The sequence below is a fragment of the Leptospira semungkisensis genome (assembly GCF_004770055.1).
In the GTDB taxonomy this organism is placed as follows: domain Bacteria; phylum Spirochaetota; class Leptospiria; order Leptospirales; family Leptospiraceae; genus Leptospira_B; species Leptospira_B semungkisensis.
Genome location: NZ_RQEP01000012.1, coordinates 15,724 through 28,012, shown reverse-complemented (window position 1 = coordinate 28,012; position 12,289 = coordinate 15,724). Strand labels below are relative to the sequence as shown.

The 12,289-nt window shown below is 43.7% G+C and carries 15 protein-coding genes; 7 read left to right on the top strand and 8 right to left on the bottom strand.

Features of this window, described 5'->3' with window-relative positions; translation table 11 throughout:
* The first annotated feature begins 21 nt into the window (after window positions 1-21).
* The gene (locus tag EHO59_RS09690) at window positions 22-1,053 is read left to right on the top strand and encodes an SAM-dependent methyltransferase (RefSeq protein WP_135587381.1); all 1,032 of its coding nucleotides are present in this window, start codon (window positions 22-24) and stop codon (window positions 1,051-1,053) included.
* A 65-nt stretch (window positions 1,054-1,118) separates the two neighbouring features.
* Here the strand turns inward: EHO59_RS09690 and EHO59_RS09685 are convergent, their stop codons facing one another.
* Window positions 1,119-1,739, bottom strand: coding sequence for a TetR/AcrR family transcriptional regulator (locus tag EHO59_RS09685; RefSeq protein WP_135587379.1), 621 nt, complete (start codon window positions 1,737-1,739; stop codon window positions 1,119-1,121).
* Between the two features lie 83 nt (window positions 1,740-1,822).
* Here EHO59_RS09685 and EHO59_RS09680 point away from each other — a divergent pair, with 83 nt between their 5' ends.
* Window positions 1,823-3,406 (top strand): phytoene desaturase family protein, encoded by a 1,584-nt coding sequence (locus EHO59_RS09680; protein WP_135587377.1) that lies wholly within the window; start codon window positions 1,823-1,825, stop codon window positions 3,404-3,406.
* 9 nt (window positions 3,407-3,415) lie between these two features.
* Window positions 3,416-4,159, top strand: coding sequence for an SGNH/GDSL hydrolase family protein (locus EHO59_RS09675; RefSeq protein WP_135587374.1), 744 nt, complete (start codon window positions 3,416-3,418; stop codon window positions 4,157-4,159).
* Between the two features lie 190 nt (window positions 4,160-4,349).
* Here the strand turns inward: EHO59_RS09675 and EHO59_RS09670 are convergent, their stop codons facing one another.
* The 6 genes from EHO59_RS09670 to EHO59_RS09645 form a co-directional block, all read right to left on the bottom strand.
* Entirely contained in the window at window positions 4,350-5,105 is a 756-nt protein-coding gene (locus EHO59_RS09670; RefSeq protein ID WP_135587372.1) for a hypothetical protein, read from the bottom strand.
* Between the two features lie 43 nt (window positions 5,106-5,148).
* Entirely contained in the window at window positions 5,149-5,355 is a 207-nt protein-coding gene (locus EHO59_RS09665) for a hypothetical protein (RefSeq protein ID WP_135587370.1), read from the bottom strand.
* A 77-nt stretch (window positions 5,356-5,432) separates the two neighbouring features.
* Complete coding sequence (locus EHO59_RS09660; RefSeq protein ID WP_135587368.1) at window positions 5,433-5,972, bottom strand: hypothetical protein; 540 nt, start codon at window positions 5,970-5,972, stop codon at window positions 5,433-5,435.
* Window positions 5,956-7,065: a KamA family radical SAM protein gene (locus EHO59_RS09655; protein WP_135587901.1), complete on the bottom strand. Its 1,110-nt coding sequence runs from the start codon at window positions 7,063-7,065 to the stop codon at window positions 5,956-5,958. Before EHO59_RS09655 ends, EHO59_RS09660 begins: the two co-directional genes overlap by 17 nt.
* A gap of 265 nt (window positions 7,066-7,330) precedes the next feature.
* The gene (locus tag EHO59_RS09650) at window positions 7,331-7,651 is read right to left on the bottom strand and encodes a hypothetical protein (RefSeq protein WP_135587366.1); all 321 of its coding nucleotides are present in this window, start codon (window positions 7,649-7,651) and stop codon (window positions 7,331-7,333) included.
* Window positions 7,652-7,718: 67 nt separating this feature from the next.
* The gene (locus EHO59_RS09645; protein WP_135587364.1) at window positions 7,719-8,627 is read right to left on the bottom strand and encodes a phosphate ABC transporter substrate-binding protein; all 909 of its coding nucleotides are present in this window, start codon (window positions 8,625-8,627) and stop codon (window positions 7,719-7,721) included.
* 173 nt (window positions 8,628-8,800) lie between these two features.
* On the opposite strand from EHO59_RS09645, the gene efp reads away from it, so the two are divergent.
* Genes efp through EHO59_RS09625 form a run of 4 tightly spaced genes read left to right on the top strand, consistent with a single transcriptional unit; the run spans window position 8,801 to window position 11,253 of the window.
* Window positions 8,801-9,367 (top strand): elongation factor P, encoded by a 567-nt coding sequence (gene efp, locus EHO59_RS09640; protein ID WP_135587362.1) that lies wholly within the window; start codon window positions 8,801-8,803, stop codon window positions 9,365-9,367.
* Between the two features lie 25 nt (window positions 9,368-9,392).
* Window positions 9,393-9,926 carry a 1,2-dihydroxy-3-keto-5-methylthiopentene dioxygenase gene (locus EHO59_RS09635; protein ID WP_135587359.1) on the top strand — a complete coding sequence of 178 codons (534 nt, stop codon included), beginning with the start codon at window positions 9,393-9,395 and terminating at the stop codon, window positions 9,924-9,926.
* A 3-nt stretch (window positions 9,927-9,929) separates the two neighbouring features.
* Window positions 9,930-10,565 carry a methylthioribulose 1-phosphate dehydratase gene (mtnB, locus tag EHO59_RS09630; protein ID WP_135587358.1) on the top strand — a complete coding sequence of 212 codons (636 nt, stop codon included), beginning with the start codon at window positions 9,930-9,932 and terminating at the stop codon, window positions 10,563-10,565.
* A 4-nt stretch (window positions 10,566-10,569) separates the two neighbouring features.
* Window positions 10,570-11,253 (top strand): SDR family NAD(P)-dependent oxidoreductase, encoded by a 684-nt coding sequence (locus EHO59_RS09625; RefSeq protein WP_135587356.1) that lies wholly within the window; start codon window positions 10,570-10,572, stop codon window positions 11,251-11,253.
* Between the two features lie 40 nt (window positions 11,254-11,293).
* On the opposite strand, the gene EHO59_RS09620 is transcribed toward EHO59_RS09625, so the two are convergent.
* On the bottom strand, window positions 11,294-12,289 hold the full coding sequence (locus EHO59_RS09620; protein WP_135587354.1) for a response regulator: 996 nt from the start codon (window positions 12,287-12,289) through the stop codon (window positions 11,294-11,296).

Genomic DNA, 12,289 nt, shown 5'->3' with positions numbered 1-12,289 from the left:
GCAGATGCAGGAGAACGAAATATGAACCTCATCTATTCTCTGATGGAAAAAGATATTTTTCCGGATTGGTTGATCCGTCTTAGGATCCGACAGCTTCTTCGCTTGCGATTGAAAGGAGAGGAAAAGGGAAGCTTAGAGGCAAATCAAAAGCATTTGATCGAGTACATTAATTCCCTTAAAAGATCTCCGATTGCGGTGAACACTGCCGAAGCAAATGAGCAACATTATGAGGTGCCCGCTTCCTTCTTCCGTTTAGTAATGGGAAAGTATATGAAGTACAGCTCTGGATTCTGGGCATCTCCGGATGTAAGTTTCGACGAATCCGAAAGGGCAATGCTGCAGCTGAGCTGCGATCGAGCCAAGTTAGAGAATGGAATGAATGTTTTGGACCTTGGCTGCGGTTGGGGCTCACTCTCTCTTTATATCGCAGAAAATTATCCGAAATGCAAGGTGACCGGAGTTTCGAATTCCAAAAGCCAAAAGGCATTTATAGATTCAGAGGCGAAGAAAAGAGGTTTAAAAAACCTGAATATTCTTACCATGGACATGAACGTATTCAAAACAAATTTGAAGTTCGATCGCATCCTATCGGTTGAGATGCTCGAACATATGAAGAATTACGAGCTCTTATTCGAGAAGTTAGCCGGCTTTCTAAAGCCTAAGGGCCTATTCTTTGTTCATATTTTCACTCATAAAAAGTATGCGTATCCTTTTGAAGTGATCGATGACACTGATTGGATGGCAAAATACTTTTTCACGGGAGGGCAGATGCCTTCCCATGATCTGTTTTTGTATTTTCAAAAGGACTTTCTTATCCAAGACCAATGGGTAGTAAACGGCAAAAACTATGCGCGTACTTCGGAAGCATGGCTTGCAAATATGTATAAAAACAAGAACGAGATCCTAAAGATCCTAACGGATACGTATGGAAGGGATCAATCGATCAAATGGTTCGTTTATTGGAAAGTCTTCTTTATGGCATGCGCAGAATTATGGAAATACAATCATGGGGAAGAGTGGATCGTATCTCATTATCTTTTCCATAAAAGATAACGTCTCCCGCGTTTTCTCATAGTACCGAAACCACCGGCACAAATAGAGAGCGTTTAAGTTTTAAATTAAGCTTTCAGTCCAGTGTATAAGAACTGGATTAACTCTTTAGTGATCTTTCTTGCCTGCTTTATCTCTATCGCTCGGAACATCATCTGCTGGCCGGAAAGCAATACTGCAACTCCATGAGCCATGGTCCACGCAGAGGTAGCTGCTTTTTCTGCATTTCCTTCCGGGATCAGTCCTGCTTTTTGGCAGTCTTTGATGATCTCCACTATGATCTGAAATGTTTCATCCTCTGTTCTGATGAGAGAGTCATATTTTAAATGGCTTTCGATCTGATTCCCATACATGATCCGAAATAGATCAGGATTTTCTAATGCGAATTCTACATAGGAAACTCCGGATTCTCTAAATAGTAGCAAAGGTTTCGTTTTGTACTTTGCTCTTAATCTCTTTTGCCTTTCTGCCAGCAGTAGGAATCCTTCCTCCGCGATATCTGCGTATAAGGATTCTAAATCTGGATAATGTCTATAAGGCGCGGATTGGCTGACTCCGGCCAAGGTCGCAGCCTTTCTGAGGCTTAGGGCCTTATAACCTTCTTCTTTTAAGATCTTTATGGAGGCGTCCAATAAGGCTCTTTTTAGGTCTCCGTGATGATAAGAATTTTTTTCCGGCGGATTTTTCATGTTGACATCTATTACATTGAAGGGGTTTATTATAAACACAATGTGTTCGGTGTTCACATTGAAAAAGTTTCGAGGTTCTGTCAATGAATATAGATCAGATCGACGATCAATATGATATTATCTTTATAGGTTCCGGGATGGGGAGTCTCTGCACCGCAAGCCTTCTGGTACAGCATGCAGGAAAGAAGGTGCTCGTTTTAGAGAAACATTTCCAACCTGGAGGGTTTACTCATGAGTTCCAAAGGAAACAGGGCAAATACCATTGGGATGTAGGAATTCATTATGTTGGTGATATGCATGAAGGAGGGCTCTGTAAGAGAATTTCCGACAAGATCACCCGGGGACAACTCACTTGGAAAAGACTACCAGAGCCTTTCGAGAGACTTGTCTTTCCTTCTGGGAATTTCGACATTTATGGAGATCCTGAAAAATTCAAGTCGGACCTGATTACTCAATTCCCGAAGGAAGAGGAAGCCATCGAAAGATATTTCAAGGATATCAAGAGGACATCCGGCCTTTTCGGAAAGGCAATCATGATGAGACTATCTCCTCCTCCTTTAGATTCACTTACTGGGCTTTTGGGAGAAGGGAATATAGTCACTCTCAAGGATTATTTTGATAAGAATTTCGAGAGCGAAGAATTGAAGGGAATTCTTGCGGCCCAATGGGGAGATTACGGTCTTCCCCCATCAAAAGTAGCTTTTGCGATGCATGCAACATTGGTGCAGCATTATATTAACGGTGGTTATTATCCGGTGGGCGGCGCTGGCAAGATTTTCGATACTATCGAACCTATCTTGCAAGAGAAGGGAGGAGCAGTTCTTTCTTCTGTGGAAGCAAAAGAGATCCTAATCAAACAAGGAAAAGTAGTAGGGGTCAAGGCAAAGGCTCTAAGGGGAGAAGGTCATGAGCGAGATTTCTTTGCTCCGATCGTGATCTCTTGCGCAGGCGCTTATCCTACTTATACTAAACTGATCCCGGATTCCTATCCGATCTCTTTCAGAAAAGATCTAAAAGATTTTTATAATAAAGAGAGAATGACTACGAGCATTTGCCTCTATTTGGGTCTTTCTGAGAGCCCTGCCAAGCTAGGATTTAATGGAGAGAATTACTGGATCTTCTCCTCTAGTGATCATGATAAGAATTTCTCCGAAAGGAACGATTGGTTTTCAGATACTGGAGAGATCCCGAATCTATATCTTTCTTTTCCGAGCTTGAAGAATCCGGAAGCCAAATCTCATACGATGGATGTGATTACCTTTACCGATTATTCCAACTTTTCCGAATGGAAAGACGAGCCTTGGAAGAAGAGGGGAGAAGATTACAAAAATCTAAAGGAGAAGATCGTAAATCGGATCCTTTCCACCTTAGAGAAAAGATTTCCCGGCTTGACTAAACTAGTCGAGTTTACGGAACTCTCCACTCCGATCACGAACGAACATTTTACCTCTCATCCGGACGGCGCGATCTATGGTCTAGCTTGTGTTCCAGAAAGATATAAGAAGGAAAAATGTCCTTGGTTTGATGTGAGAACCCCTGTTGAGGGTCTTTATCTGACTGGGGCAGATGCAGCTTCTCCTGGAATTGCAGGTGCAATGATGGGAGGATTGGCGGCAGCTTTGGCTGTGACCGGCAACGCTGATATACTGAGAGAGTTGAGAAATTAAGAAATCTTAATGAAAGAGATTCCGTTCTATACTACGAGCCTTCTTTTATCTCCCGTGCTTCTATGGCAAGGGCTGAAGGCTCGCAAAACAATTCCTCGTCTTCCGGATGCTTCTGGTCCGGATTTCGGGGAATTACCTGGTGCAGATCCGTTCTCACTCTTGGTTTTAGGAGAATCTACCGTTGCAGGGGTAGGAATTCCGGATTATAAAAGTTCTTTGACCGGTCAGATCGCTTCCGTTCTCGGAACTAAGAGTGGTCGAAAAATTCTTTGGAAAGCGATTGGAGAAAGCGGGATCACTTTGAAAGAGGCAAAGGAGAAGTTTGGATCTCGTTTGCCCGAATCTTCTCTAGACGCGATCGTAATTGCTTTGGGTGCGAATGATGTTGTGAAATTGAATACTCAGAAAAGATGGTCTTCTGAGTTGCAAGATCTGATCGATATTTGCAAAAGTAAGTATTCGGATACTCCTATCTTTATTGCAGGTGTGCCACCCCTAGGAATTTTTCCATCTTTGCCTTCGACCATGAGATTCGTTTTAGGATGGAAGGCGCGACTTTTGGACCAAGCTTCTTCTTATCTTTCAGCGAGACTACAGAACGTATTTCATATTCCAATGAGGAAGCTCGGGTCCATTTCTTCTGAAGGGATCTTTTGTTCGGATGGGTTTCATCCTTCGATAAAAGGATGTTCCATTTGGGGAGAAGAGATCGCGGACTCTATTTTAGCTGTTTATAACAAGCGATTTTTTTAGGAAACAGTTCGGCAAAATTTCTACTATGCAATATCCGGATTTTCTGATATAGCGGGAACGCGAACCCACGGGCCACACCCCCCACCCAAGAAAGGGTGGGGCTACCCTGTTGAAATTTGACTTCACTTTGTTCAGTCACCCATTGGGAATCTCGCTTCCTATGGGTCGTTTGATTGGGCAGGGCCCTTTCTTAGTAATTCAGCTTAAGTATCCGAATCTCTTTCTCTTCGAATCTTAGAGTTTCTTTTAACTGATTGAATCTCTCTACGGAGAAATGAGACTCTGGAGATCTCAGTTCCTTCTTCAGTTTTAAGACTTCTTCGTACAAATCTAAAAGTTCTAAGGTATTTCCTTTCGCTTCTTTAGGATAGAGACCCTTGAACATTGGTCCGATCCGAGAAGGGATATCCGAATTTACGATCTCAGCTACGCTCAGGTCCTCTATATGACGGAACATCCAGTTCTGAAGATAAACAGCCAGAAGTCTTTCCATGCGGACTACATCTTCTTTGGTGTTTCGAGGAACTATACCTTTGTAGAATCTATAACGTTTTCTTAAATACTTTCCGGCTCCGACTGAATCGACCGGCTCTGCTTTAAGTTTGTCCCATTCTTCTTTGATGACTGGAAAGTATTCGGAGCCGAAATAAGGCTCTCCTAATTCGCAGATATGAATCGCTCCCGGGTCGTAGCTTTTCATTCTGGTGCGGAAACCATCCCAGTCGGCAGCCAAAAGGTTTACCTGGCCTTGGGATTGCAGAGGCTCCATAGCGCGATTGATCTCCCGGATAAAATTTCCTTTCAGCTGGTCGGAAGGATCCGCAAGCACTAGGAAATTAAAATCGGAAGACTCGTCTCCTTCTCCTCTTTGTCTTGAACCGAAGAAAATGAGTTCGAATGGCTTTAGGGAAGAGACGCTTGAGAGATTTTCTTTAATTCGTTCCATATCTCGTTTGTTCGACCGCGCGAAGGAAGAGTTGGAAGTAAGATTATTCAAAGAACAAGCGCATCCTGGAAAGATTTTCCAAAATTGCTTTGTACGCCCGATCTCTATCTTCCGGGTCCCCGAATGGAAGTGATTTTACGTGGTTAAAATCATGGTACGTGATCTCGATCGAGTTCGCCGTCAGATTCTTTTTAATGGAGGAAATATAGTCCAAATTAATGACTTCGGTGTCCCCCAATTTCAGCCACATTATTCCTTTTTCCCCGAGACCTCGTCCCCGCCGGATAAAATACTTTCTCGGTACAATTCGGTCAAGAAAATACCCCTTTAAAAAGCTTTTATTCCCCGGCTCACGAATTCATGAAATTCTTTCCCAAGCTCTAGACTAGATAGTCCCTTTCTGTTTTCGACCTCGGTTTCAAATACGAAGATAAAGGCTTCCTTCTGCCATTCCCAACGGACGTAACAGTGTTCGGCAGAGGATTTCTTGAAGCAGCCTGAAAATACCGTGGCCCTGGAATTTTCCCCCATGGAGAAGTACTGGAATTGGCGGTTATTCAGTTTGGCCTGTTCCGTTTCGGATACCAAATGTCTGAAATCTATCGAATTGTCCTCGGTATAAGAAGTGGCTCGGAATGTGTCGAAATTCGATTTGGTATCTGAGATCTTACATTCGTAGAATAATCCTCGAGCGAACATCCTTCCTGAATTCAAAACCACCGCGTTCCCGCTAGTATAATACACAACGTCATAATTTAATCTAAGCACCGATGGATTCTCGGCAATGACCGCGTTCGGATTCTGCTCCGTGGTTTTACATTGTGAGATGAAGACAAGAATGCAGAGAATACTAAAAGCCGATTTCATAAAGATCTCCTTTATAATTTCTAAATACATAAGAAGAATCCTTTGTTTCTTCTAGATAGTTTGCGGGAAGGGGAACCTTTCCTCCTCCTCCGGTCAGGTCGACCACGTACAAAGGCACGCTCAGGCCGCTCACACTTCCTCGGATTTGCTTCATGAGCTCGACGCCTTCTTCGATAGGAACTCTAAAATGAGAAGAGCCGAAGATCTCATCACATTGGTGCAGATAGTAAGGCTTGATTCCTATCTTAGTGAGTCCGTAGAAGAGATCCTTTAGAGTCTCAACTGAATTGTTCACTCCTTTCAGAAGAACGGATTGGTTGAGAACTGTAACGGCTCCTTCCTTCACTAACATTCCTATTCTCTCCTTCACTAAAGGAGTCAGTTCTTTTGGATGATTGAAATGAGTGACTAGATAGATCGGGAAATGTTTTTTCAGAACGGAGCAAAGCTCCGAAGTGATCCTCATCGGTAAGGTCACAGGATAACGAGTATGAATTCGGACCTGATTGATATGAGGAATGGATTTCAATTCCCCCAAAAGAAAATCCAATTTATGATCGGAGAGATTCAATGGATCTCCTCCGGAAAGGATCACTTCTTTGATCTCAGGATGCTCTCTGAAATACTGTAGAGCCTTTTGCCAATCTTCTAAGCCTGGAGTTCCGGAAGACTGAGAAACCTTTCTCTTACGGGTGCAGAACCTGCAATACACCGCACATACATGAGAAAGATACCAAAGAGCTCTGTCCGGATAACGATGAGTGACTCCTTTGACTGGCATATATGATTCTTCTGCCAATGGGTCTTCTCTGTCCCAGGCACGAACGCTAAGCTCTTCCTTGCGGGGAAGTACTTGGAGTCGGATCGGGCAATTCGGATCCTTCTTATCTGCGAGTCGTAAATAATAAGGGGTGGCAGAGAAGCTAAAGACTTGGGAGCAACTGGAGATGGCTTCTCTTTCGTCCGAACTGATCTCTATATAGTCCGAGAGCTCATGTTCATCCTTGATCCGATTTTGGATCTGCCATTTCCAATCCAGCCAATCCTTTTCGGGAATGTCTGTCCTTTGCCTTTGAGAAGAAATAAGTTCCAGAGAGATGCTCCTCTTTCTGATTGATTTCCGGCTCGGCCTTGCAGTCAACCGAGTATCCGCATAAAAAAAAGGAAACCTATGCGATTTCCTTTCGAGTTTTCTATTTAATAACCTCTGGGAAGAGTGCTCATCTTTTTAAGGTTGGAGACTTAGGAGAAGGATGAGCGAGTCCCTGCTGTATATATTACCGAAACGGAATTTTTGCCCGAAACCGATCGGTATCTCCGGGAAAATCCCCCCGAGGACCTTACAGAATGAAAGCCAATTAGGCCGGAGGGGGGAGAAAAAGATAACGATATTCTAAAGTGTGAAAGGAAAGAATGCGATCGGAACAATCCGGAAGATAACGACTTTTCAAGCCCAGAAGAGAATGAAAGAGTCGATTGACTAGGCCGATGCCAGCCTCATCTCCTGAGGAAGTAAATAGAGAAGGAAGGGCTTGACCCTCGGTTTCTCGGAACGACTGGACCTTTGCTTTTTTCGGTAGTCCGAAAGTCTTAGTGGCTCTGAAATCCTTGGCAACCACCTCGCTGAACAAGGCGACTACCAGGAACAGAACTAAAGACAAAAGCCCGAGTCGTTTCATAAGTATCTCTCAAGTTTGACGAACGAAAAAGCCTTTCGCAACCTTTTTTCGAGCAAAAAGAGTGATTTTACTGTTTGGACGCTTCTACTTCTACCGTGCTTAACGTACTTCTTAAGTAACCACTTTTTAGGACGAGAGCCTGTCCTTCTTCGGAAGTGATATAAGTCACGAACTCGTCTATCTTCTTTCCTCGATCGGAAAGATAGAACAGATAAAGTCCTCTTGCTAGTTTATATTCTCTGTTGGAAACATTTTGAATATTCGGTTCTACGAATGGATCTTTTTCAGTACGAGCATAAGGAACAGCTTTGACCTTGCCCTTGTTTTGGATCTGTGCGTTTCCCATTCCCATGAATCCGACTGCTGCAGGATCTTTTTGGATCTCGTCCGCCATTGAGTCGTTGTCCGTGACTATCTTGGCGCTGGAAATATATTCCTTCTTCTTAGCAGCTTGGTAAGCTTTCTCTCCTAGATCTCTTTGTCTTAGGATATGTGTTTCAAAATAGGCAGTGGTTCCGCTCTTATCATTTCTAAGTAGAACATGTATCGGTCCTGGTTTACCACCTAGCTTTGACCAATCATTGATCTCTCCGGAGAATACTTTTGAAACCTGATCCAAGGTAAGTTTGCTCACAGGGTTTTCTGGATGGACCACTATTGCGATACCATCATATCCGATGAGAACACCTTCGAACTTTCCTTTTTTTTCAAGTTGTACTTGTTCTTCGGGAGTAAGTGGGCGGGAAGATGCAGCTATGTCAGTCTTTCCTTCGAAGAGTTTTTCGATACCTTCGAAAGATCCTCCTCCCTGGACTTCTACTTTAGTGTCTGGTGCTTTATTGGAATATCCTGAAGCCACTACGTTCAACATAGTGTGCATGGTCTCGGATCCAGTAATCAAAATGGTTTCTTTCTTACAATTGGCGCCGCCCAATCCTAATGCTAGGATAAGGATAGGCATTAATTTTTGTTTCATCGGCAAATGGGTTCTCCGGAAATCTTTTCCAATCAGGGATTCTTTCTTATAAACCCTAAAAGTCGAATGGATTTTGGGCTTGAAATATTACAAATAGCGGTTGAGTACATCGCTTGACACCTCGCCTTCCTGCATGGATATAGAAGGAGCGTAATCTTTATTTTAGGTCGTATATGAACTTAGGTATCACTGAAGTTAGAAAAGGAATGGTTCTCAAGGTTGAAGGAGAATTGTATTCCGTAGTTAAAAGCGAATTCGTAAACCCAGGCAAGGGCTCCGCTTTCATCCGCACAAAATTGAAAAACTTGATCCGCAGTAGCTCCATCGAAAGGACCTTTAAGGCTGCCGAGAAATTGGAGTCCGTCGAATTAGAAAAGAGACAGATGACCATCTGCTACTCCGAGGGCGACGATATCATCTTCATGGATACAAATGACTTCGAACAGCTTCCTGTTTCTAAAGAATATTTAGAAGATATTCTTCCTTTCTTGAAAGAAGAGACTCCTATGGAAGTTTCATTCTACGAAGGAAAGCCAATCGGAGTAATTCCTCCTAACTTTGCAGTGTTGACAGTAACTTACGCTGAGGAAGGTCTTAAAGGAGATACTTCCGGTACTGCTCTTAAGAGAGTTACCGTCGAAACCGGAGGAGAGATTAACGTTCCTATCTTCGTGAAGCAAGGGGATGTGATCAAGATCGACCTAAGGGACCTTACCTACGTGGAGAGGGTCAATAAGTAATCATACTGACTGGAGAGATACTGCCATGGCTACCATCGTCCAAAAACCCGGATTACCGGAAATCAAGGATAACGCAGAAGTAAAAGTCTTCTTGAACAAGAGAGGAATAGAATACGATCATTGGCCGGTTCCAAGCGAGTCTAACGCGCTAACCGATAAAATGACCCTTCTAGACGAAGAAAAAGAAACTCTTCTGAAGAACTTGGATTATCGCTTCGCTGTCCTAAAGGAAAAAGAAGGATACCAATCTAGAGATTTGATCGTTCTTCATCCTCAAGTGCCTGGCTTAAATGAGATGCTTGCGAAATTCGACAAGGTCCATTATCACACGGACGACGAGGTTCGCTATATCGTAGACGGTTCTGGTGTCTTCGGATTCGCTCTGAACGGAGAGAAATTTCTAGTGAAGGTAGAAAAGGACGATTTCATTTCCGTTCCTAAGAACACCAACCACTGGTTCACTCTGGATGAGAACAAAAGGATCAAAGCGGTCCGTTACTTCCAAGACATGAGTGGCTGGGTCCCTAATTACGTAGAAGAAACCACGGCACTCGTTTAAAGAATGTCCCAAAAGAAGATCCTGACTCGCTTGGCCGAGTCAGGAGTGTTATATCATTCTAAAGGTTGGATGCCCGGGACTGCCGGAAACCTTTCCATCAAGGACGAAAAAGATTCCGACGTTTTCTGGGTAAGCGGAAGCGGCTTGGACAAGAATAAGCTCAGTCGCAAGGATTTCCTTCCGGTTCAGATAGAATCCGGCAAGGTACTAGAAGGTTGGAAAGGCAGAGAAGGTCTCAAGCCTTCTGCAGAGACTTCCATTCATAGAGCTGTATACAAGGCATTTCCTGAAATGGGTTGCTCTTTGCATGTTCACACTCCTGAATCCAATCTGGTAGAGATTGGTGTGAACAAGGAGAATCCTATCGAAGAACTTCCTCTTCTTCCTTTGGAGATCATTAAGGCATTCGGTATTTGGGATGAGAATCCGAATGTATCTGTTCCTGTTTTATACAATTATCCTTCCGTTCAAGAAATCTCGGATCATTTGGAGAGTTATCTGATCGAGCATAAACCACGCGTTCCTTTCTGTATTATAGAAAAGCATGGGATCACTGTTTGGGGGAAGGATCTAGTCCAAGCAAACAGACATTTGGAAGCGGCCGATTTCTTGCTAAAAGTCAGGGCCATGTCTAAATAAGACGATGGATCCCAAAAATATTCTAGTCGTAGGGGCTGGCTCCGGAATCGGAAAAGCTCTATTAGAAAAATTGCATGCAACTCCAGGGATCAACGCGATCGGGATCTCCAGAAGAGGGATCTCATTCGAAGGCAAGTTCGAATCCGGAAAGAACTATCATTGCGATCTGAACGATCGAAAAAGCTTAGAATCATTTTGTAAGGATCTGTCTTCTTCTTGGTCGGAGGTCGCAGCAATCTACTTTTTGGCGGGAGATGGTCTATTTCTGCCCATCGAAAATCTCGAGTTGGAAGATCTGGAAAAACATATTTTTCTGAATCTAATCTCTCCCATGGCATTGACCTCTAAACTAATCGGAAAGTTACAAAGAGGCTCCTTGCTTTGTTATCTTTCTTCAACTGCGGGAAGGCAGGGATTTTCGGAATCTTCTCCATACTGCGCTTCTAAACATGGCCTGGCAGGATTTGCAAAGGCGATCCGAGAAGAAGTGAAGCAAAAAGGGATTCGAGTCAGCACAGTTTATGCTGGAGCCATTGACACTGCTATCTGGGATGGAAGAGAAGGCTTTAAAAGAGAAGATATGATCCCAGTCTCGGATGCGGTAGCCTTTCTAGAGAGTTTGTTTTTACAACCGGCGAGCTTTAATCAAGATGAGATACTGTTTCTGCCGCCAAAAGGAATTTTGTAAGGCTTACCTAAGCTTTTTACGATTTTCTAAAATTCGATCCTTATTTTTCGGCCCAGCGTTCTCGGATCTCGAGTAGCTTCGGCATTAAATCTAGAAAGACAGGTACTAGACCGGGATCAAAATGCTTTTCCGAGTTATCTCGAATGTACTGGATTGCATCTGGGATCTCCCAGGCTTTCTTGTAAGGCCTTTCTGTGGTCAGTGCGTCGAATACATCAGCCAAAGCCACGATCCTAGCCTCCATTGGGATTTCGTCGCCCTTTAAGCCGTTCGGATAGCCTGAGCCGTCCCATTTCTCGTGATGGTTTTGAGCGATGCTTTTTGCCATTTGCAATAGGAATGAATCATGATCTCCTATGATCTCTGCTCCGATATTAGGATGTTTCTTCATGATATCCCATTCTTCGGGAGTGAGTTTACCAGGTTTTTGTAATATACTATCGGGGATCCCGATCTTTCCTATATCATGCATAGGGGAGGCGTTCAGGATATTCTCCGCGACTTCGGGGCTATAGCCTAAAGCCGAGGCCAATGTCTCGGAATAATGGCTCATTCGAATTACGTGCAGACCGGTTTCATTGTCCTTGTATTCCGCTGCGAGTCCTAAGCGTTGTATGATCTGAAGACGAGTTCCTTTTAACTCGTCATTTCGTACTAAGGAAAGATGAGTGCGGACCCTGGCCTTTACAATCGCAGGACTTACTGGTTTTGTAATGTAGTCTACGGCTCCGGATTCGAAACCGTCTGTCTCGTCTTCTTCTTCCGCCATGGCAGTGACAAAGATCACCGGGATCCTAGAAGTAGCCGGATCAACTCTTAGTTTCTTACAGGTCTCATGTCCGCTCATTCCGGGCATCATTACGTCCAGAAGGATCAAATTCGGTTTTTCTAATATTGCTAGTTCGATTGCCTTTGCGCCGTCTTTGGCGAATAAGAGGGAATATTCGTCTTGTAAGATTTGCCTGAGTACCTGTAGATTCGTTGCCTCGTCGTCTACAATTAGTATTTTGGGCCGGACATCGACGAGACTGCTCAT

What these genes read in the sequence shown, in the direction of transcription:
- EHO59_RS09645 (WP_135587364.1), bottom strand. Translation starts at nt 8,627, where the DNA reads ATGAAACAAAAATTAATGCCTATCCTTATCCTAGCATTAGGATTGGGC.
- EHO59_RS09675 (WP_135587374.1), top strand. Translation starts at nt 3,416, where the DNA reads ATGAAAGAGATTCCGTTCTATACTACGAGCCTTCTTTTATCTCCCGTG.
- mtnB (WP_135587358.1), top strand. Translation starts at nt 9,930, where the DNA reads ATGTCCCAAAAGAAGATCCTGACTCGCTTGGCCGAGTCAGGAGTGTTA.
- EHO59_RS09620 (WP_135587354.1), bottom strand. Translation starts at nt 12,289, where the DNA reads ATGAGCAGTCTCGTCGATGTCCGGCCCAAAATACTAATTGTAGACGAC.
- EHO59_RS09690 (WP_135587381.1), top strand. Translation starts at nt 22, where the DNA reads ATGAACCTCATCTATTCTCTGATGGAAAAAGATATTTTTCCGGATTGG.
- EHO59_RS09635 (WP_135587359.1), top strand. Translation starts at nt 9,393, where the DNA reads ATGGCTACCATCGTCCAAAAACCCGGATTACCGGAAATCAAGGATAAC.
- EHO59_RS09685 (WP_135587379.1), bottom strand. Translation starts at nt 1,739, where the DNA reads ATGAAAAATCCGCCGGAAAAAAATTCTTATCATCACGGAGACCTAAAA.
- EHO59_RS09660 (WP_135587368.1), bottom strand. Translation starts at nt 5,972, where the DNA reads ATGAAATCGGCTTTTAGTATTCTCTGCATTCTTGTCTTCATCTCACAA.
- efp (WP_135587362.1), top strand. Translation starts at nt 8,801, where the DNA reads ATGAACTTAGGTATCACTGAAGTTAGAAAAGGAATGGTTCTCAAGGTT.
- EHO59_RS09625 (WP_135587356.1), top strand. Translation starts at nt 10,570, where the DNA reads ATGGATCCCAAAAATATTCTAGTCGTAGGGGCTGGCTCCGGAATCGGA.
- EHO59_RS09670 (WP_135587372.1), bottom strand. Translation starts at nt 5,105, where the DNA reads ATGGAACGAATTAAAGAAAATCTCTCAAGCGTCTCTTCCCTAAAGCCA.
- EHO59_RS09650 (WP_135587366.1), bottom strand. Translation starts at nt 7,651, where the DNA reads ATGAAACGACTCGGGCTTTTGTCTTTAGTTCTGTTCCTGGTAGTCGCC.
- EHO59_RS09680 (WP_135587377.1), top strand. Translation starts at nt 1,823, where the DNA reads ATGAATATAGATCAGATCGACGATCAATATGATATTATCTTTATAGGT.
- EHO59_RS09665 (WP_135587370.1), bottom strand. Translation starts at nt 5,355, where the DNA reads ATGTGGCTGAAATTGGGGGACACCGAAGTCATTAATTTGGACTATATT.